The sequence below is a fragment of the Bradyrhizobium sp. SUTN9-2 genome, from assembly GCF_003122645.1.
Taxonomy (GTDB): Bacteria; Pseudomonadota; Alphaproteobacteria; order Rhizobiales; family Xanthobacteraceae; genus Bradyrhizobium; species Bradyrhizobium yuanmingense.
In genome coordinates this window covers 1,115,709-1,132,952 of sequence record NZ_LAXE01000001.1, presented here as the reverse complement: position 1 = coordinate 1,132,952, position 17,244 = coordinate 1,115,709, and the positions used below count along the sequence as shown (strand labels likewise).

15 protein-coding genes are annotated in these 17,244 nt (G+C 64.5%); 4 read left to right on the top strand and 11 right to left on the bottom strand.

Features of this window, described 5'->3' with window-relative positions:
* Positions 1 to 24 precede the first annotated feature (24 nt).
* The 4 genes from XF30_RS05280 to XF30_RS05265 all read right to left on the bottom strand — a co-directional run bounded on the left by XF30_RS05280 (position 25) and on the right by XF30_RS05265 (position 3,999).
* On the bottom strand, positions 25 to 681 hold the full coding sequence (locus tag XF30_RS05280) for a glutathione S-transferase family protein (protein WP_109142118.1): 657 nt from the start codon (positions 679 to 681) through the stop codon (positions 25 to 27).
* On the bottom strand, positions 681 to 1,844 hold the full coding sequence (locus XF30_RS05275; protein ID WP_109142117.1) for an acyl-CoA dehydrogenase family protein: 1,164 nt from the start codon (positions 1,842 to 1,844) through the stop codon (positions 681 to 683). The genes XF30_RS05280 and XF30_RS05275 overlap by 1 nt, the downstream gene beginning before the upstream one ends.
* A 116-nt stretch (positions 1,845 to 1,960) precedes the next feature.
* Positions 1,961 to 3,097 (bottom strand): acyl-CoA dehydrogenase family protein, encoded by a 1,137-nt coding sequence (locus XF30_RS05270; protein ID WP_109145575.1) that lies wholly within the window; start codon positions 3,095 to 3,097, stop codon positions 1,961 to 1,963.
* 131 nt (positions 3,098 to 3,228) lie between these two features.
* Complete coding sequence (locus tag XF30_RS05265) at positions 3,229 to 3,999, bottom strand: helix-turn-helix domain-containing protein (protein ID WP_057025963.1); 771 nt, start codon at positions 3,997 to 3,999, stop codon at positions 3,229 to 3,231.
* 186 nt (positions 4,000 to 4,185) lie between these two features.
* On the opposite strand from XF30_RS05265, the gene XF30_RS05260 reads away from it, so the two are divergent.
* From XF30_RS05260 to XF30_RS05245, 4 genes are all read left to right on the top strand, one after another.
* On the top strand, positions 4,186 to 6,450 hold the full coding sequence (locus XF30_RS05260; protein WP_109142115.1) for a marine proteobacterial sortase target protein: 2,265 nt from the start codon (positions 4,186 to 4,188) through the stop codon (positions 6,448 to 6,450).
* Between the two features lie 180 nt (positions 6,451 to 6,630).
* Positions 6,631 to 7,200: a class GN sortase gene (locus tag XF30_RS05255; protein ID WP_109142114.1), complete on the top strand. Its 570-nt coding sequence runs from the start codon at positions 6,631 to 6,633 to the stop codon at positions 7,198 to 7,200.
* Positions 7,201 to 7,334: 134 nt separating this feature from the next.
* The gene (locus XF30_RS05250; RefSeq protein WP_109142113.1) at positions 7,335 to 9,551 is read left to right on the top strand and encodes an acetate--CoA ligase family protein; all 2,217 of its coding nucleotides are present in this window, start codon (positions 7,335 to 7,337) and stop codon (positions 9,549 to 9,551) included.
* Between the two features lie 156 nt (positions 9,552 to 9,707).
* A complete protein-coding gene (locus tag XF30_RS05245; RefSeq protein ID WP_109142112.1) occupies positions 9,708 to 10,529 on the top strand; it encodes an MlaD family protein in 822 nt (273 codons plus the stop codon).
* A gap of 202 nt (positions 10,530 to 10,731) precedes the next feature.
* On the opposite strand, the gene XF30_RS05240 is transcribed toward XF30_RS05245, so the two are convergent.
* The 7 genes from XF30_RS05240 to urtB all read right to left on the bottom strand — a co-directional run bounded on the left by XF30_RS05240 (position 10,732) and on the right by urtB (position 17,163).
* A complete protein-coding gene (locus XF30_RS05240; RefSeq protein ID WP_036023905.1) occupies positions 10,732 to 11,772 on the bottom strand; it encodes an aliphatic amidase in 1,041 nt (346 codons plus the stop codon).
* Between the two features lie 34 nt (positions 11,773 to 11,806).
* Positions 11,807 to 12,184 carry an FmdB family zinc ribbon protein gene (locus XF30_RS05235; RefSeq protein WP_109142111.1) on the bottom strand — a complete coding sequence of 126 codons (378 nt, stop codon included), beginning with the start codon at positions 12,182 to 12,184 and terminating at the stop codon, positions 11,807 to 11,809.
* 111 nt (positions 12,185 to 12,295) lie between these two features.
* Entirely contained in the window at positions 12,296 to 13,525 is a 1,230-nt protein-coding gene (gene fmdA, locus XF30_RS05230; RefSeq protein ID WP_028133835.1) for a formamidase, read from the bottom strand.
* 27 nt (positions 13,526 to 13,552) lie between these two features.
* Positions 13,553 to 14,242: an urea ABC transporter ATP-binding subunit UrtE gene (urtE, locus tag XF30_RS05225; protein ID WP_036002119.1), complete on the bottom strand. Its 690-nt coding sequence runs from the start codon at positions 14,240 to 14,242 to the stop codon at positions 13,553 to 13,555.
* Positions 14,243 to 14,310: 68 nt separating this feature from the next.
* Entirely contained in the window at positions 14,311 to 15,066 is a 756-nt protein-coding gene (gene urtD, locus XF30_RS05220) for an urea ABC transporter ATP-binding protein UrtD (RefSeq protein ID WP_036023985.1), read from the bottom strand.
* Between the two features lie 10 nt (positions 15,067 to 15,076).
* The gene (gene urtC, locus XF30_RS05215) at positions 15,077 to 16,219 is read right to left on the bottom strand and encodes an urea ABC transporter permease subunit UrtC (protein ID WP_192893039.1); all 1,143 of its coding nucleotides are present in this window, start codon (positions 16,217 to 16,219) and stop codon (positions 15,077 to 15,079) included.
* Between the two features lie 17 nt (positions 16,220 to 16,236).
* Positions 16,237 to 17,163: an urea ABC transporter permease subunit UrtB gene (gene urtB / locus XF30_RS05210; protein ID WP_036002129.1), complete on the bottom strand. Its 927-nt coding sequence runs from the start codon at positions 17,161 to 17,163 to the stop codon at positions 16,237 to 16,239.
* Between the last annotated feature and the right edge of the window lie 81 nt (positions 17,164 to 17,244).

Sequence of the window (17,244 nt, the reverse complement as noted above, 5' to 3'; positions counted from 1 at the left end):
CGCGCCCCGGAATGACGGTCTCCCTTACGCCCTCACCCTCGGCGCAACATTCTGCTCTTGCCCGGCCTTTTGCTCCGCAGCGACCGCGCGCTTGAAACCCTCGCGCTGCTGCAGGCGCGCCCAATAGGCTGCGACGTTTGGCCCGAAATCCTTGGCAAGCCCGATATTGCTCGCGAGCCGAAGCGCGTAACCGATGACGATGTCGGCGGCGGTGAAGCGGCCCGCGCACAATGTTTCGGCAGTCGCGGTCGCTGCCTCGACCGCGCGCAGTCTCCCCAGAAACCATTTCGCGTAATCGGTGGCGACCTGCGGGTTGCGACGCTCCTCCGGCTCGAGCTGTGTGTATCTCAGCACCAGCGTTTGCGGGAAGGTTAACGTGGCGTCGCTGAAATACATCCAGTTCAGGAACGCGCCGTAGGCGGGATCCTCAGGACCGACCATCAACGGCGTCGGGCCGTATTTGATGCCGAGGTAATGGCAGATGCCGGAGGATTCCGTCATCCTTGTCTCGCCGTCGATCAAGAAGGGGATGGTGCCGAGCGGATTGAGCGCGAGATAGTCCTTGGCGAAGACGCGCGGCGGGAACGGCAGCATCTTCAATTCATAGGGCAGCCCCATCTCCTCCAGCATCCAGAGCGGACGGAACGAGCGTGCGGCGTCGCAGTGATACAGCGTGATCATCAGGCCTTCCCTTTGCTGCCGGGCAGCGTGCCCATCATCTTGCACAGGACCATCAGCATGACCTCGTCGGCGCCGCCGCCGATCGAGGTCAGGCGGCTGTCGCGATAGGCGCGGCTGACCGGTGTCTCGTTGGTAAAGCCCATTCCGCCCCAATATTGCAAGCAGGCGTCGGTGAGCTCGCGGCCGAGCCGGCCGGCCTTCAGCTTGGCCATGGTCGCGAGCCGCGTCACATCCTCGCCGGCGACCAGCTGCTCGCCGGCGCGATAGATCAGCGCGCGCAGGAGCTCGACCTCGGTCTGCATCTCCGCGAGCTTGAAGTGCACGACCTGGTTGTCGAGGATCGACTTGCCGAATGCTTTGCGGTTGCGGGTGTATTCGATGGTCTGATCGATGATGTATTCGTGCGCCTTCAGACAGGCGGCCGCACCCCACAAGCGCTCCTCCTGGAACTGGATCATCTGGTAGGTAAAACCCTGGCCTTCCTCGCCGATCCGGTTGCGCTTGGGCACGCGGACATTGTCGAAGAAGATTTGCGCGGTGTCGGAGGAGCGCATCCCCATCTTGTCGAGTTTTCGCGCGACAGTGACACCCTTGGCCTTCATGGGCACGCAGATCAGCGACTTGTTGCGGTGAACGGGGCCGTCGCCGGTGTTGGCGAGCAGGCAGATCCAGTCGGCCTGGGTGCCGTTGGTGATCCACATCTTGCCGCCATTGATGACGTAATCGTCGCCGTCAGAGCGCGCCTGGGTCTTGATCGAGGCGACGTCCGACCCCGCACCGGGCTCGGAGACGCCGATGCAGGCGACGTAATCGCCCGAGATCGACTGCGCCAGGAATTCGCGCCGCACCTCATCCGAGCCGAACCGCGCCAGTGCGGGCGTTGCCATATCGGTCTGCACTCCGATCGCCATCGGCACGCCGCCGCAGGTGATGGCGCCCAGCTCCTCCGCCATCATCAGCGCGTAGGAATAGTCGAGGCCCGAGCCGCCGAATTCGACCGGCTTGTTCAGGCCGAGGAAGCCGAGGCTGCCCATTTTCTTGAACAGCTCGTGCGCGGGGAAGATGTCGGCCTTTTCCCACGCATCGACGTGCGGATTGATCTCGCCCGCAATGAATTTCTGCAGGGAGCGGCGGATGTCGTCGTGATCGGCGGTGAATAACATTTTGTCCTCTCGTCATTCCGGGGCGCGCGTAGCGCGAGCCCGGAATCCATTTGTCTACGGTGTCTGCGGCCCGATGGATTCCGGGCTCGCTTCGCGCCCCGGAATGACGGCCGTAGTCACAACCCCATCTGCCGCGAGGCCAGATCCTTCATGATCTCCTCGGTGCCGCCGCCGATGGCGTTGACCTTGACCTCGCGGTAGATGCGCTCGGCCTTGATGCCGCGCATGAAGCCGGCGCCGCCGAAGATCTGCACGGCCTCCGAGGCGCAAAAAGCCATGGTCTGCGTCGCCTGGTTCTTCATCATGCAGATTTCGGCGACCGGGCTCTCGCCCTGCTCGAGCCGCCAGGCCAGCATCTCCAGCATCGCTTGCGATGCCGCCACCTTCTGCGCCATGTCGACGATCTTGTGGCGGATGACCTGGTGCTGCGCGAGCGGCTTGCCGAAGGTCTTGCGCTCCTTTGCGTAGGCGATGGCCTCGTCAAGGCAGACCCGCGCAAAGGCGGTGCAGCTCGCGGCCATGCCCATGCGCTCGCTGTTGAAGTTCTGCATGATGATCTTGAAGCCTTGGCCCTCCTCGCCGATCAGGTTCGCGGCGGGCACGCGGCATGCATCGAAATACAGCGTCGCGGTATCGGAGGCCCACCAGCCCATCTTCTTCAGCTTGGTGCGCGACAGTCCGGGCGTATCGCCGTCGATCAGGAGCAGGCTGACGCCGCCGGCGCCCTCGCCGCCGGTCCGCACCGCAACCGTCAGGTAGTCGGCACGCATCCCTGAGGTGATGAAAGTCTTCTCCCCGCTGACGACGTAGTGATCGCCGTCGCGCCGCGCGCGCGTGCTCAGGTTGGCAACGTCGGAGCCGCCGCCCGGCTCGGTGATCGCCAGTGCGGAGATCTTCTCGCCTGCCAGCACCTGCGGCAGCACGCGCGCCTTCACCTCGGCGCGTGCGGCCCGCGCGATCGGGGGAGAGCCGATCGTATGGCTCATCAGGCTGGCGCTGACGCCGCCTGCGCCGGCGCGCGCAAGCTCCTGGCTCGCGACGATCTTCATGAACTGGTCGGCGGCGACGCCGCCATATTCTTCCGGGAATCCAAGTCCCAAGAGGCCAATTTCGGCCGCCTTGCGATAGAGCTCGCGCGGGAATTCGCCGGCTTCGTCCCATTCATGGGCGAAGGGCGCGATCTCCTTCTCGACGAACCGCCGCATCGCGTCGCGGAACGCGTCGTGCTCGGCGGTATAGAACGGGCTCTTCATCGCGAGACTTGCCTCGACCGGATTCGTCCCGGCCACCATGGCTTTAACCTGGGCCGTTCACTTGCGCGGAGTGGCTGATCGGCGCGAACCCTTCGAGCAAGCCAGCAACGCACCCCCCCAGCGGATTGCTGTCACAACGTCAGAAACAGCGCAAACGGCTCTTCCACCGTGCGGCGCAAGTGCTTTCGATACAAGGCGTGGTTGGGATCCTCGGGCGCAACCCGGCCCAAGGAGGGTTTTGGAATATTCCTGAGCGGCACATAGGCGATCGGCGCGGCGATCGGCGTGAGCTGCGAGCCGGGCCCGGCGCGCAGCGTCGAGATGATGCCGTACATCTCGCCTGATACCGTCGGCCGCGACACCGTGATCACGCGGTGCTGGCCGTGCTTGATGATGACGAGGTAGATGAAGCCGGACTGATGGGGAACGGCGACCTCGCCGGTATGCTCGTAGGCGGCATCGGTCCGATCGCCCTCGCGGAAGACCAGCGACGAGAGCTTCGGCTCCCAGGCGATCTCAGTGCGATAGGCGAAGATCGCATCCTTGTCGCCGAACGACGGCCGCAGGGTGATGTAGACGTCCTCGAGCCAGGTCACCGCGCGATGGGCATAGGAGCCGAGACTGTCGGGCGCGACGTCGTTTGCGGCGGGAGGCGCCGCCGCGACGACATTTTTGCGCAAGGAAACGCCGAGCGCCTGCTCCAGCCGGACTGTCGTCGCCAGCGTGAACGGCCGCCGGCCGCCGAGCACCTTCTCCAGCGTCGACAGGCTGAGCTTGGCCTGCTCGGCCAGCGCCTGCCGGGACATCCGGCGCCGGGCGAGCTCCTCGCGAATGGTCTCGGCGATCTCGCGGCTCTGCTCGTCCGAAAGCTGCTTGTCCGTGAGTTTGTCCTGCATCTGCATCGTCAGCCCCGCTCCAGGCCGGTCACTCTAGCAGGGCGGACAAACCAGCACAAAACCGCACATGACCGCCCCGGCTCAAGCGAGCCTGGGCCGGCCGCGGCGGAACATTGCCGATCATTCTGCTCGCGAAATCCCGCCCCGCCGGCGGATGCTGAGGACTAGCAAACATGCTTCGGAGCAAGCCAAATGAACGCCTACGACACGGCCGATAGCGACGACCACCCGCTGTTGAGCCGCCTCATCAAGGTCGGACTGTTCCTTCTGGCGCAGGGCATCGCCGTGATGCTGGTCGCCTTCCTGGCCCTGCTGGTGAGTTTCGGGGCGAGCTGGTCGGCGACGACCGAACAGGCCAGCCTGCTCCAGCCCGGCGAAGCACGGTCGGGCAGCCTGCTACTGAAAGAGGACGGCACTACCACGGAGGCGATTCGCCTCGGGACCGATATCGACATCACCGTGTCGGGCCCGACCTTGCGCGCCCGCGTCACGCAAGCATTCCGCAACCCGACCAAGGATTGGGTCGAGGCCACCTACGTCTATCCGCTCGCGGCCGGCGGCGCCGTCGACACACTGAAGATGGTGGTCGGCGACCGCGTCATCATCGGCGACATCAAGGAACGGCAGCAAGCGCGCGTGATCTACGAGGAGGCGCGCCGCGCCGGCCAGAAGGCCGCGCTTACCGAGCAGGAGCGGCCGAACATCTTCACCAACTCGGTCGCCAATATCGGTCCCGGCGAAACCGTGCTGGTGCAGATCGAGTACCAGGAGCCGGTGCATCAAGTCGGCAACGAATATTCGTTGCGCCTGCCGCTCGTGGTCGGACCGCGCTACAATCCCGCACCGATCATCCAGAGCGTCGATTTCCGCAAGGACGGCTCGGGCTGGGGCGCGGCGACGTCGGACCCGGTGCCGGATCGCGAGCGCATCTCGCCGCCTGTGCTGGATCCCGCCAAACATCCGCCGCTCAATCCGACCAGCATCATTGTGCGCCTGCGGGCCGGCTTTGCGCTCGGCGAGGTCAAGAGCCACCATCACGCCGTCAAGACGGAAAGCCCTGATAACATGACGCGCGTGGTGACGCTCGCCGACGGTGCTGTGCCCGCCGACCGTGATTTCGAGCTGACCTGGAAGCCGGCTGCCGAGACAGCGCCCTCGGTCGGACTGTTCCGCGAGCACATCGGCGATGCCGATTACCTGCTCGCCTTCGTCACCCCGCCGAGCGCCGAGCAGGCGGCGCAGAAGCCGCTGCCCCGCGAGGTCGTGTTCGTGATCGACAATTCCGGCTCGATGGGCGGCACGTCCATCGTGCAGGCCAAGGCAAGCCTGCTCTACGCTCTCGGCCGCCTGCAGCCGAATGACCGCTTCAACGTGATCCGCTTCGATGACACCATGGACATGCTGTTTCCGGCCTCCGTGCCGGCCGATGCTGCGCATGTCGGCGAGGCGACCTCCTTCGTCGGCGCCTTGCAGGCGCGCGGCGGCACCGAGATGGTGCCGGCGATGCGCGCGGCGCTGACCGACAGGCTCGGCGACACCGGCATGGTCCGCCAGGTCGTGTTCCTGACCGACGGCGCGATCGGCAACGAGCAGCAATTGTTCGATGCGATCACGACGATGCGCGGCCGCTCGCGCGTCTTCATGGTCGGCATCGGGTCCGCGCCCAACACCTATCTGATGACCCGTGCCGCCGAGCTCGGCCGCGGCGCCTTCACCCATATCGGCTCCACCGAGCAGGTGGAGGAGCGCATGCGCGGCCTGTTCGCCAAGCTGGAGAATCCGGCCGTGACCGGCCTCACCGCAAGGTTTTCCGAGGCCAATGCCGACGTCACCCCGGCGATCATCCCCGACGTCTATCGCGACGAGCCCCTGGTGCTGGCGGCGAGACTCGACAAGCTCGCAGGCTCGCTCGAGATCAAGGGCCGCGTCGGCGACCGTCCGTGGTCGGTGACGCTGCCGCTGCAAAACGCAGCCGAAGGCAAGGGCCTGTCAAAGCTCTGGGCCAGGCGGAAGATCGCCGATGCGGAAGTCGCGCGCACCCTGCGCGAGATGACGCCGGAGGAAGCTGACAAGGCGATCCTGGCGCTGGCGCTCGACCATCAGATCGTCACGCGGCTGACCAGCCTCGTCGCGGTCGACAAGACGCCAAGCCGTCCCGAAGGCGAACCGCTCAAGCTCAGCGAACTGCCGATCAACCTGCCCGCGGGCTGGGAGTTCGAGAAAGTGTTCGGCGAGCGGCCGCATCTGACGCCAACGCAGCTGCACGAGCGCCATGCCGACGCGCGCAATCAGCCGGCAACGCGACGGCCTATGCCTGCTGCGCCCGATGCGATCCGCCTGCCCAAGACCGCGACCTCGGCCGAGCTGAAGATGATCGCAGGCTTCATCCTGATCGTGCTCGCCCTGATCGTGTTCGTGTTCAACCGGCGTCGGACCTTGCTCACTGACGCCGCTTGAGAGAGGAGCTCCCCGACTCCTCTGTTAGCGCGCGCGGCTGCCCGTCCCTTCCAAACGGCCGCGCGCGCCTTTTTTCACTGTCATTGCGAGGAGCGAAGCGACGAAGCAATCCAGACTGCCGCCGCGGAGACAGTCTGGATTGCTTCGCTTCGCTATCGCAATGACGGGAGACGAAACACAATGCCCCGCTTCATCTCTCCGCTGGTCCTCGCGCTTGTCGGCCTCTTCCTGTTCGGCGACGGCGCCTATATCCACGCCAAGGCGTGGCTGGCGCAGGTGCTGCTGGAGCGCGCCTTCGACCGGAGCATTGCCACGGGACAGGCGGTAAAGCCCTGGTCCTGGGCCGACACCTGGCCGGTCGCGCGGATCGAGGTGAAGCGGATCGGTGCCAGCGCCATCGTACTGGAAGGCACGAGCGGACAGGCGCTCGCTTTCGGGCCCGGTCATATCCAGCACACGGCTGATGCGGGCGAACGCGGGATCGCCGTCTATGCCGCCCATCGCGACACTCATTTCCGCTTCCTGAAGGATGTTGCCATTGGCGACATCATCGATGTCACGCGCAGTGACGGTCGACACTTTCGCTATCGCGCGGATTCCTCGGCCGTGGTTCGCTTCGATGCATCCGGCATCGATCCCATGGCACAGGGTTTCGAGCTTGTTCTCGCGACCTGCTGGCCATTCGATGCCGTCACATCCGGCCCCGGGCGCTACATCGTGCATGCGACATTGATTGGCGCCGACGGCTAGATCGCCGATCGGACTGACACGCACCGGTGCGCGCTTCATTCCACCACACGGCATACCGGCCACACAGTTGCCAAAGGACTCGCCATAGAACAGAGTGACGCGACACCAATAAGAACAACAGGTGAGGTCACGCCATGGAAGCCCGTGTGTCTGCTGCGCCCGCATCACGTCCATGGTCTCCGCCGCCCGATGCCAGCGACATCGTCAAGGGCATCCACGCAATGCTGCACCCGCACAACATCGTGCTGGTGGGCGCGACCGACAAGCCCGGCAATTATGCCGAGCGCATCTGGAACAATCTGATCAAGTACGGTTTCGAAGGCGGGCTCTATCCGGTCAACGCCAAGCGCGATACCGTCTGGGGCGTTCCCTGCTACAAGGATTTTGCGAGTCTTCCGGAGAAGCCCGATCACGTCCTGGTGCTGGTGCCTGCGCGCTTTGCCGTGCAGGTGATCCGCGACGCCGCCGCAGCCGGCGCGCGGTCGGCCACCATCGTCACCTCCGGCTTCAGCGAGCTGCAGGATGACGAAAGCCAGAAGCTCGCTGCCGAATTGCAGGCTGCGGTGCGCGAGACGGGGCTCGCGGTCACGGGCCCGAACTGCCTCGGCAATTTGAGCGCCGGCGAAAAGCTCTTCACCAATATCGACGATCGCTTCGTCACCATGGAGCAGGGCGCGGTGGCGATCGCCGGCCAATCCGGCGCGATCGTCATGGCGATCCGCCAGACGCTGGAAGACCGGGGTGTCGGCGTCGGCTACATGGTGACCACGGGCAACGAGGCCGGGCTCGAGACGCCGGATCTGATGCGCTACTTCGCCGAGGATCCGAGCATCAAGGTGATCGTCGTCTATCTCGAAGGCGTGCGCAACACCAAGGCGTTCCGCGATGCCTGCAAGGCGGCGCGCGCGGCGAGCAAGCCCGTGATCGCGCTCAAGCTCGGCGCCTCCGAAGGCGGCCGCGCCGCGGCGATGGCCCATACCGGCGCGCTCGCCGGCTCGATCGAGACGTTCGACGCGATCGCGACGCGCGAAGGGGTGATCCGGGTCGGTGGCCTCGACGAGCTGATCGAGACCACCGAGTGCTTCGTGCACGCGGCCGTTCCGAAAGGCGACCGGCTCGCCGCTGTGACGCTGTCCGGCGGCAAGCGCGGCATGCTGATCGACGCATTCTATGCCGCAGGCCTGAATTTCACGCCGCTGAGCCCGCATGTCAGCGCGGATCTGGCGAAGATGCTCGGCCCCGGCTCGATCGTCGGCAATCCGCTCGATGCCGGCTTCGCCGCAGTGGTCGATCCCTCCGTCTACATGAAGTCGATCAAGCTGATGATCGACGACCCCGATATCGACATCGTCATCGTCGATGCCGAGCTGCCGAAGGCGCCGCACGAGCTGCGCGAGCGCAATTTGCGTATCGTCAACGAGATGGCGAGCGAGGCGGGCAAGCCGGTGATCTACATCAGCGCGATGTCGATCGGCTTCACCGAATACACCAAGGACTTGCGGAAGTCGCTGCCGCATCTCGCGGTCATGCAGGGCATGGACCGCGCGGTGACCGCGATCAAGTCGCTGCTCGCCTATGCGAAGCTGCGCAAGGAGGTGCCCGATATCGTCTCGAGCTCGAAACCCGCCGCCCGCGCCGTGCTGGAGAAGACGTTGAAATCGGCGACCGGTGCTGCGCTCGACGAGGTCGCCTCGAAGAAGCTGCTCAAGGCCTACGGCATTCCGATCTCGAAGGAGGCGATCGCACAGACCGCGGCGGACGCCATCAAGATTGCCAAGCAGATCGGTTTTCCGGTCGTGGCAAAACTCGTCAGTGCGGAGATCCTGCACAAGTCCGACATCGGCGGCGTGGTGCTGAACCTCAACAGCGCAGCCGAGGTGAAGAAGGCGTTCGCCGACATCACCGCGCGCGTGGCGAAGCTCAAGGGCAAGCCGAAGCTCGACGGCATCCTGATCGCACAGCAAGTCAAGGCCGAGCTCGAGCTCGTCGTCGGCGCCTCGCTCGATGCAGAGATGGGGCCGGTCGTGCTGTTCGGCACCGGCGGCATCGATATCGAGCTGATGAAGGACGTCGCGCTCGCCGGCGCGCCGCTGGATGAGAGCGAGGCACGGCTCCTGATCGGCCGCACCAAGGCCGGCGTCAAGATGCGCGGCTATCGCGGCAGGCCGGTCTTGCACGAGGCCTCGGCGGTGAAGGCGCTGGTCGGGCTATCCAACCTGATCGCGGATGCGGGCGATCGCATCGCCTCGATCGACATCAACCCGTTCCTGATCAACACCAGGACGGGTGTGGCCGTCGACGCCCTGATCGTGCTGAACAATGCTGCGGCAAAGCGGGCGGCCGGGCATTGAGGTGCGTAGGTCCGTAGGGTGGATTAGCGCAGCGTAATCCACCAATTCGGTGCATCCACGCGCGAGGCGTTGGCAGGTTACGCTTCGCTAACCCGCCCTACGTACCATCGTGACCTTCTTCCAACTTCCCCGCTTTGGCCGTAAAATCGCCCCTGCATGGCACGCGCGAGCAATCTTGTGATCGGAACGGCAACGCTGGCGGCGATCGCCGTGGCGTTCGGCGGCCTGCTCGGCGCGCAGAAATGGCGCACCATCCAGAGCCGCAGCCAGTTGCGCGTGGTGTTCGAGGGCGGCTCCGCCAGCGGGCTGCGCCGCGGCGGGCCGGTCAATTTCGACGGCGTGCCCGCCGGCCAGATCCTGTCGATCAAGCTGGATAGTCCGCGCAGGATCGTGGCACTCGTCATGCTCGACAACACCGCGCCGATCCGCAAGGACACCGTGGCCGGAATCGAGTTCCAGGGCCTCACCGGCATTGCCGCGATCTCACTCATCGGCGGCGCCCCCTCTGCACCGCCGGTGCCGCTGGACGCGGACGGCATCCCGGTGCTGACGGCCGATCTCAGCGACGCCGAAACCATCGTCGAAACCCTGCACAGCGTCGACCGCACCATCGTGAACAACGCCCCCGCAATCAAGGAGGGCCTGCACACGTTCGAGACCTATACCGCCGACCTCAGGAGCAAGGGCGCCGAGATCGATTCGGTCATGGCCAAGGTCGACAGCGCCTTTGCGGGCTTCGACAAGGCGGTCGCCAAGATCGAGGGCGCGGTGCCGGGCTTCGTCGACGGCAAGGCCGACGAGCTGTTCGAGAAGATCCAGGGACTGCACGAGCTTGCCCGCACCATGAAGAAGAAATCGGCGGCCTACCTCGACGACATTCGCCGCTCGCTGCTCGACGTCAGCGAGGCCGCCAACAAGATGAGCGGCACGCCGGCGCCGCCGCGGCCCCCGCGCAGGCCCACCGAGCAGAAGCGGTAACGCCTCTTTCTTACCCTCCCCTGGAGGGGGAGGGTCGGCTCACATGGAGCGTAGCGAAATGTGAGACGGGGTGGGGTGACGGTCTCTCCCCATCCAACAGCGCCCGAGAGGAGGGATCACCCCACCCCGCTCGCGCTACGCGCGATCGACCCTCCCCCTCCAGGGGCCCTCCAGGGGAGGGTAAGGCGGAATCGGCCACGGCTCAGTAATTGCTGGCCGCCGCGCCGTTCGGGATGCCGTCGATCGGGCATTCCTCGGTGCCCGGCGTCGAGCGGGTCATTGCCTCGACCATGTCGCGCGTGCCTTCGGGATCCCTGATCCAGTTCTTGTAGAAGTCATACGGGCACGCGGCGACGCCGCGCGGGCTGTCGCCGGAATTGATCATGCCGGTGTAGCCGCGATGAACGAGCTTGTAGAGATGGTTCTGCGACTGGCCGTTGCGGCGCGCGTCGCGGATCAGATGCTTCGACAGCTGGGCGTACTGGATGCCGTAATCCTCCTCGCCGCATTCGCCGAGCGTGCGGCCGTCGAAGCCGATGATCGCGGAGTGGCCGAAATAGGAGTAGACCCCGTCGAAGCCGGCGGCATTGGCGACCGCGACATAGACGTTGTTGGCCCAGGCCATCGCCTTGGAGATCATGACCTGCTGCTCCTTGGCCGGATACATGTAGCCCTGGCAGCGCACGATCAGCTCCGCGCCCTTCATCGCGCAGTCGCGCCAGATCTCCGGATAATTGCCGTCATCGCAGATGATCAGGCTGACCTTCAGACCCTTGGGCCCCTCGGAGACATAGGTGCAATTGCCGGGGTACCAGCCTTCGATCGGTACCCAAGGCATGATCTTGCGATACTTCTGCACGATCTCGCCCTTGTCGTTCATCAGGATCAGGGTGTTGTAGGGCGCCTTGTGCGGATGCTCCTCGTGGCGTTCGCCGGTGAGCGAGAACACGCCCCACACTTTGGCCTTGCGGCAGGCCTCGGCGAAGATCGCGGTCTCCTCGCCCGGCACCATTGACGCCGTCTCGTACATCTCCTTGGCATCGTACATGATGCCTTGTGTGGAATATTCCGGGAAGATCACGAGATCCATGCCGGGCAGCCCGACCTTCATGCCGACGATCATGTCGGCGATCTTGCGAGCGTTGTCGAGCACCTCGGCCTTGGTGTGCAGGCGGGGCATCTTGTAATTGACCACCGCGACGCCGACCGTGTCGTTGCTGCTGGAGATGTCACCGTGAAGCATGTGGAGCGCTCCTGTTGTCTGATGCTGGCGTGGGTTAGTGGCTGATCATCCAGGGGCGTGCGGTCGGAAAGCCCTTGGCGCCGCTCCTGCTCTTGGTCATCAGCCGCGCCGGCTTTGTCCTATCCGCCGCGCTCTTGTCCTTCACGGTCTTGCCCGAGGAGCAGCAGCCGCAGCCCGGGCCGTGCGAGGCCTTATATTGCGCCAGCGTCTGCGGTGCGTGCGTGCTGCGCTCGTTGACGGCGTGCGCCTTGCGCTTCTCCGCCGGCATGCAGAAAAAGTTCGGCGCCGTCAGGATGACGCGGGGCGCCATCGTCTCGCAGTGTGGGCAGCTCTGCGGATCGTCGCATTCCGCCATCGGGCGCAGGTCCTTGAAGGGACCGCAGTCGTCACAGAGATATTCGTAGACCGGCATCGCATCACCTACGCTCTTGCCTGTTCACACAACTCGCTGCCACCGTGCGTGTGGAGACAGCACCTCACCCCGAACCCTCTCCCCGTGAGAACGGGGAGAGGGAGCGCGGCGTCACTTGTCCGGCGAGATCGGCATCTGAATGTCGCCGGTGATGTGCTTGATGGGTCCGGCCGCCGACGGCATCACGTCGAAGTCGAAGATCTCGGTCGGCAGCCATAGCGTGGCGCAGGCGTTGGGCACGTCGACGACGCCGGAGATGTGGCCCTGGCACGGCGCGGTGCCGAGGATCGAATAGGCCTGGGCGCCGGAATAGCCGAACTTCTTGAGATATTCGATGGCGTTGAGGCAGGCCTGACGATAGGCGATGTGGACGTCGAGATAGTGCTGCTTGCCGGCCTCGTCCACCGAGATGCCCTCGAAGATCAGATAGTCCTTGTAGTTCGGCGTGATCGGCGACGGCTTGAAGATCGGATTCTTGATGCCGTATTTCGACATGCCGTCCTTGATCACCTCGACTTTCAGGTGGAGCCAGCCGGCCATCTCGATCGCGCCGCAGAAGGTGATCTCGCCGTCGCCCTGGCTGAAGTGCAAATCGCCCATCGAAAGACCCGCGCCGGGGACGTAGACCGGGAAGTAGATCTTCGAGCCGCGCGAGAGATCCTTGATGTCGCAATTGCCGCCATGCTCGCGCGGCGGCACGGTGCGCGCACCCTCGGCGCCGATCTTGGCTTTCACATCGCCCTTGGCGCGGCCGCCATGGGCGGTCGGCGCGAACGGCGGATTGGCAAGGCCGGGCACGCGGGTCGGGTTGGTCGAGATCAGCTCGGCCTCGCGCTTATTCCAGGTGTCCAGCATCTTCGGATCGGGCAGACAGCCGATCAGGCCGGGATGGATCAGACCGGCAAAGTTGACGCCGGGCACGTGACGCGACGAGGTGTAGAGACCTTTGATGTCCCAGATCGACTTCTGCGCCAGCGGGAAATGGTCGGTGAGGAAGCCGCCGCCGTTCTGCTTGGAGAAGAAGCCGTTGAAGCCCCACAGGCTCTCCTTGAGCGGACCGACGTCGAGCAGGTCGACGACGAGAAGGTCGCCGGGCTCGGCGCCCTTGACGCCGATCGGGCCGGAGAGGAAGTGCACGATCGACAGGTCGATGTCGCGCACGTCGTCGGCGGAATCGTTGTTCTTGATGAAGCCGCCGGTCCAGTCATAGGTCTCGATGATGAAATCGTCGCCGGGATTGACCCAGGCCACGATCGGGATGTCGGGGTGCCAGCGGTTGTGCACCATGTCGTTTTCATAGGCCGACTTGGTGAGATCGACCTTGATCAGTGTCTCTGGCATCGAGATGCTCCCCTTTTACACGGTTGGTTAGACGGACAGATATTTCGAGACCTGCGCGGCATCGACGGCATCGCGCGGATCATCGCGCACGATCTCGCCGTTCTCGATCACCAGCACGCGATCGGCGATGTCGAGCGCGAAACTGAGGACCTGCTCGGACACGACGATCGACAGCCCCTTCTCGTCGCGGATGCGCTTCAACGTGCGCGCCATCTCCTTGATGATCGAGGGCTGGATGCCTTCGGTCGGCTCGTCCAGCAGCAGCACCTTCGGCTTGGTGGCGAGCGCGCGCGCGATCGCCAATTGTTGCTGTTGCCCGCCGGAGAGATTGCCGCCACGGCGGCCCTTCATCTCCAGCAGCACCGGGAACAGTTCGTAGATGTCGTCAGGCACCTCGGAGCCGCCGGAGACGACGAGCCCGGTCTCGATGTTCTCCTTCACCGTCATGGTGGAGAAGATCATGCGGCCCTGCGGCACGTAGGCGAGACCCTTGGCGACGCGCTCAAAGCTCTTGAGGTTGCCGAGCTCGGCGCCATCCATGTTCACCGAGCCGCTCTTGGCCGGCAGGATGCCCATCAGCGACTTCATCAGCGTGGTCTTGCCCATGCCGTTGCGGCCCATGATCGCAACGATCTCGTTCGCCGCGACCTTGACGTTGAGCCCGTGCAGCACCTCGCTCTGGCCGTAGGCGACGTGGAGATCAGAAATAGCCAGCATCAGCCTGCTCCTTGCTTCTTGCGCATGATCTTGTCCGGAAACCGGACGCCACTTTCCGGGATCATGCGCTAGTGACCGAGGTACACTTCGATGACCTTGGGATCGTTCTTCACCTTCTCCATCGTCCCCTCCGAGAGGATCTGGCCCTGGTGCAGCACGGTGACCTTGTGCGCGATGTCCTCGACGAACTTCATGTCGTGCTCGATCACCAGCACCGAACGGTTCTTGATGATGCGGTTGAGCAATTCGGCGGTCTTGGCGCGCTCGGACACGCTCATGCCGGCGACGGGCTCGTCGAGCATCAAGAGGTCGGGATCCTGGATCAGCAGCATGCCGATCTCGAGCCACTGCTTCTGGCCGTGGCTGAGCTCGTCGGCATAGGTATTGAGCTTGTCCTTGAGGAAGATCATCTCCGCGACCTCCTCGACCCGGTCCTTCACCAGCTGATCGCGCTGAAAGGTCAGCGAGCCGAACACGGTGCGGCCGCGCGGAAACGAGATCTCGAGGTTCTCGAACACGGTCAGATCCTCGAACACCGACGGCGTCTGGAACTTGCGCCCGACGCCGGTCTGCACGATCTCGTTCTCCCTCATCTTCGTGAGCTCCTTGCCACGAAACTGGATCGAGCCCGAGGTCGCCCTGGTCTTGCCGCAGATCAAATCGAGCACCGTGGTCTTGCCGGCGCCGTTGGGGCCGATGATGACGCGGATCTCGTTCTCCTCGACATAGAACGAGAGATCGTTGACCGCCTTGAACCCGTCGAACGAGACGGTGAGGCCGGAGACCGCGAGCAGGAAGTCCTTCGGCTGATGACCGATGAGCATGATCGCCTCCTCACTCTGCCGGTGCGCCGTCGGCGACGGAATTGTCGGTCCAGTTCTCCTTCGGCTTGTGCGAGGCGAACAGCCGGTCGATGCGCGGCTGCACGTAATCGGCCCAGAGCCCGGACAAGCCGTTCGGGAAAGCAAGCACGACCGCGATGAACAGCGCGCCGAGGCCGAACAGCCAGAGTTGCGGGAAGGATTCCGACAGGCTGGTCTTGGCGAAGTTCACCAGGATGGCGCCCCAGACCGCGCCGAAGATCGACATCCGCCCGCCGACCGCGGTGTAGATCACCATCTCGATCGACGGCACGATGCCGACGAAGGACGGCGACATGAAGCCGACGTTGAGCGCGAACATGGCGCCGCCGATCGCGGCGAAGATCGCGGCCATGCAGAAGGCGAAGATCTTGAAATTGGCGACGCTGTAGCCGGAGAAGCGGACGCGGTCCTCCTGCTCGCGCATCGCCACCAGGATACGGCCGAGCTTGGTCAGGCGGATGAACTGCGCGATGCCGATGCAGGCGAACAGCAGCACCACCTCGACGAAGTACAGGATGATCTTGGCGTGATCGGGCCGGATGTCCCAACCCTTCAGCGTGCGCAGATCGGTCATGCCGTTGATGCCGCCGGTATAGCCCTGCTGGCCGACGATGAGGATGGTGAGGATGGCGGCGACGGCCTGGGTGATGATCGCGAAATAGGTGCCGCCGACGCGGCGCTTGAACATCGCGGTGCCGATGATCAGAGCGAACAGGCCGGGCACCAGGATGATGGCGAGGATGGTGAAGGTGAGGCTGTGGAACGGCTGCCAGAAGAACGGCAGCGCCGTGATCTGATTCCAGTCCATGAAGTCGGGAATGCCGGGCGTCGACTGGATCTTGGTGTTCTCGACGCTGGAGGCCTCGAGCTTGAGGAACATCGCCATGCAATAGCCGCCGAGGCCGAAGAACACGCCCTGCCCCAGGCTCAAGATGCCGCCGTAGCCCCAGCACAGCACGAGGCCGATCGCGACGAAGGCGTAGGTCAGATATTTCGCGACCAGATTGAGGCGGAAGACATCCAGCGTCAGCGGCAGGATCACGAACAGCACGGCGGCGAGCGCAATGAAGCCCATCAGTTCGGATCGGTTGAAGAAGCGTGAGTTGATGATCATGACTTGCCTGCTTCTCGTTATTTGCGGACCTTGAGGGCGAACAGACCCTGCGGCCGCAGCATCAGGATGCCGACGACGGCGAGCAGCGTGAGCACCTTGGCCATCGAGCCCGACATGAAGAACTCGAGCGTCGATTGCGTCTGCGAGATCGAGAAGGCCGAGGCGATGGTGCCGAGCAGGCTGGCGGCGCCGCCGAACACGACGACGAGGAAAGTGTCGACGATGTAGAGCTGGCCCGACGTCGGCCCGGTCGAGCCGATCATGGTGAAGGCGCTGCCGGCGACACCGGCGATGCCGCAGCCAAGGCCGAAGGTGTAGCGGTCGACCTTCTCGGTGTTGATGCCAACCGCGCCGGCCATGATGCGGTTCTGCACGACCGCGCGCACCTGGCGGCCCCAGCGCGACATGTAGAGGACGTAGGCGACGGCGATGGTGATCAGCACGGTGAGGCACATCACGAAGACGCCGTTGATCGGCACCTCGATGCTGTCGGTGACGCGGAGCGAGCCCAGCATCCATTGCGGCAGCTCGACGCCGACCTCGCGCGCGCCAAACACCGAGCGATAGGCCTGCTGCAGCATCAGGCTGAGGCCCCAGGTGGCGAGCAGCGTATCGAGCGGGCGCTTGTAGAGGTGCCGTATCAACCCCCATTCCACCAGCATGCCCAGCGCGCCCGAGGCGAGGAAGGCCAGTATCATGGCGAGGAAGAAGTAGCCGCTGAACAGGCTCGGCAAATAGGCCTGGAAGAGGTTGGAGGTCATCCAGGTGACGTAGGCGCCGAGGATCATGAACTCGCCATGGGCCATGTTGATGACGCCCATCTGGCCGAAGATGATCGCAAGGCCGAGCGCCATCAGGACATAGACGGAGAACAGGATCAGTCCGGCAAACCCCTGCATGACGAAGATCGAGCCGAGGTCGCCAATCGAATAGTCGCCGAACATCCATGTCCTCCGTCGGGAAAGGGTCCCGCGTCGCGAGCAGGTTCGCGACGCGGGGGCTTGAGGCATGGACTTGCGATCCAC

Coding starts and splice junctions, on each gene's coding strand:
- XF30_RS05280 (WP_109142118.1), bottom strand. CDS start 681: ATGATCACGCTGTATCACTGCGACGCCGCACGCTCGTTCCGTCCGCTC.
- XF30_RS05275 (WP_109142117.1), bottom strand. CDS start 1,844: ATGTTATTCACCGCCGATCACGACGACATCCGCCGCTCCCTGCAGAAA.
- XF30_RS05270 (WP_109145575.1), bottom strand. CDS start 3,097: ATGAAGAGCCCGTTCTATACCGCCGAGCACGACGCGTTCCGCGACGCG.
- XF30_RS05265 (WP_057025963.1), bottom strand. CDS start 3,999: ATGCAGATGCAGGACAAACTCACGGACAAGCAGCTTTCGGACGAGCAG.
- XF30_RS05260 (WP_109142115.1), top strand. CDS start 4,186: ATGAACGCCTACGACACGGCCGATAGCGACGACCACCCGCTGTTGAGC.
- XF30_RS05255 (WP_109142114.1), top strand. CDS start 6,631: ATGCCCCGCTTCATCTCTCCGCTGGTCCTCGCGCTTGTCGGCCTCTTC.
- XF30_RS05250 (WP_109142113.1), top strand. CDS start 7,335: ATGGAAGCCCGTGTGTCTGCTGCGCCCGCATCACGTCCATGGTCTCCG.
- XF30_RS05245 (WP_109142112.1), top strand. CDS start 9,708: ATGGCACGCGCGAGCAATCTTGTGATCGGAACGGCAACGCTGGCGGCG.
- XF30_RS05240 (WP_036023905.1), bottom strand. CDS start 11,772: ATGCTTCACGGTGACATCTCCAGCAGCAACGACACGGTCGGCGTCGCG.
- XF30_RS05235 (WP_109142111.1), bottom strand. CDS start 12,184: ATGCCGGTCTACGAATATCTCTGTGACGACTGCGGTCCCTTCAAGGAC.
- fmdA (WP_028133835.1), bottom strand. CDS start 13,525: ATGCCAGAGACACTGATCAAGGTCGATCTCACCAAGTCGGCCTATGAA.
- urtE (WP_036002119.1), bottom strand. CDS start 14,242: ATGCTGGCTATTTCTGATCTCCACGTCGCCTACGGCCAGAGCGAGGTG.
- urtD (WP_036023985.1), bottom strand. CDS start 15,066: ATGCTCATCGGTCATCAGCCGAAGGACTTCCTGCTCGCGGTCTCCGGC.
- urtC (WP_192893039.1), bottom strand. CDS start 16,219: ATGATCATCAACTCACGCTTCTTCAACCGATCCGAACTGATGGGCTTC.
- urtB (WP_036002129.1), bottom strand. CDS start 17,163: ATGTTCGGCGACTATTCGATTGGCGACCTCGGCTCGATCTTCGTCATG.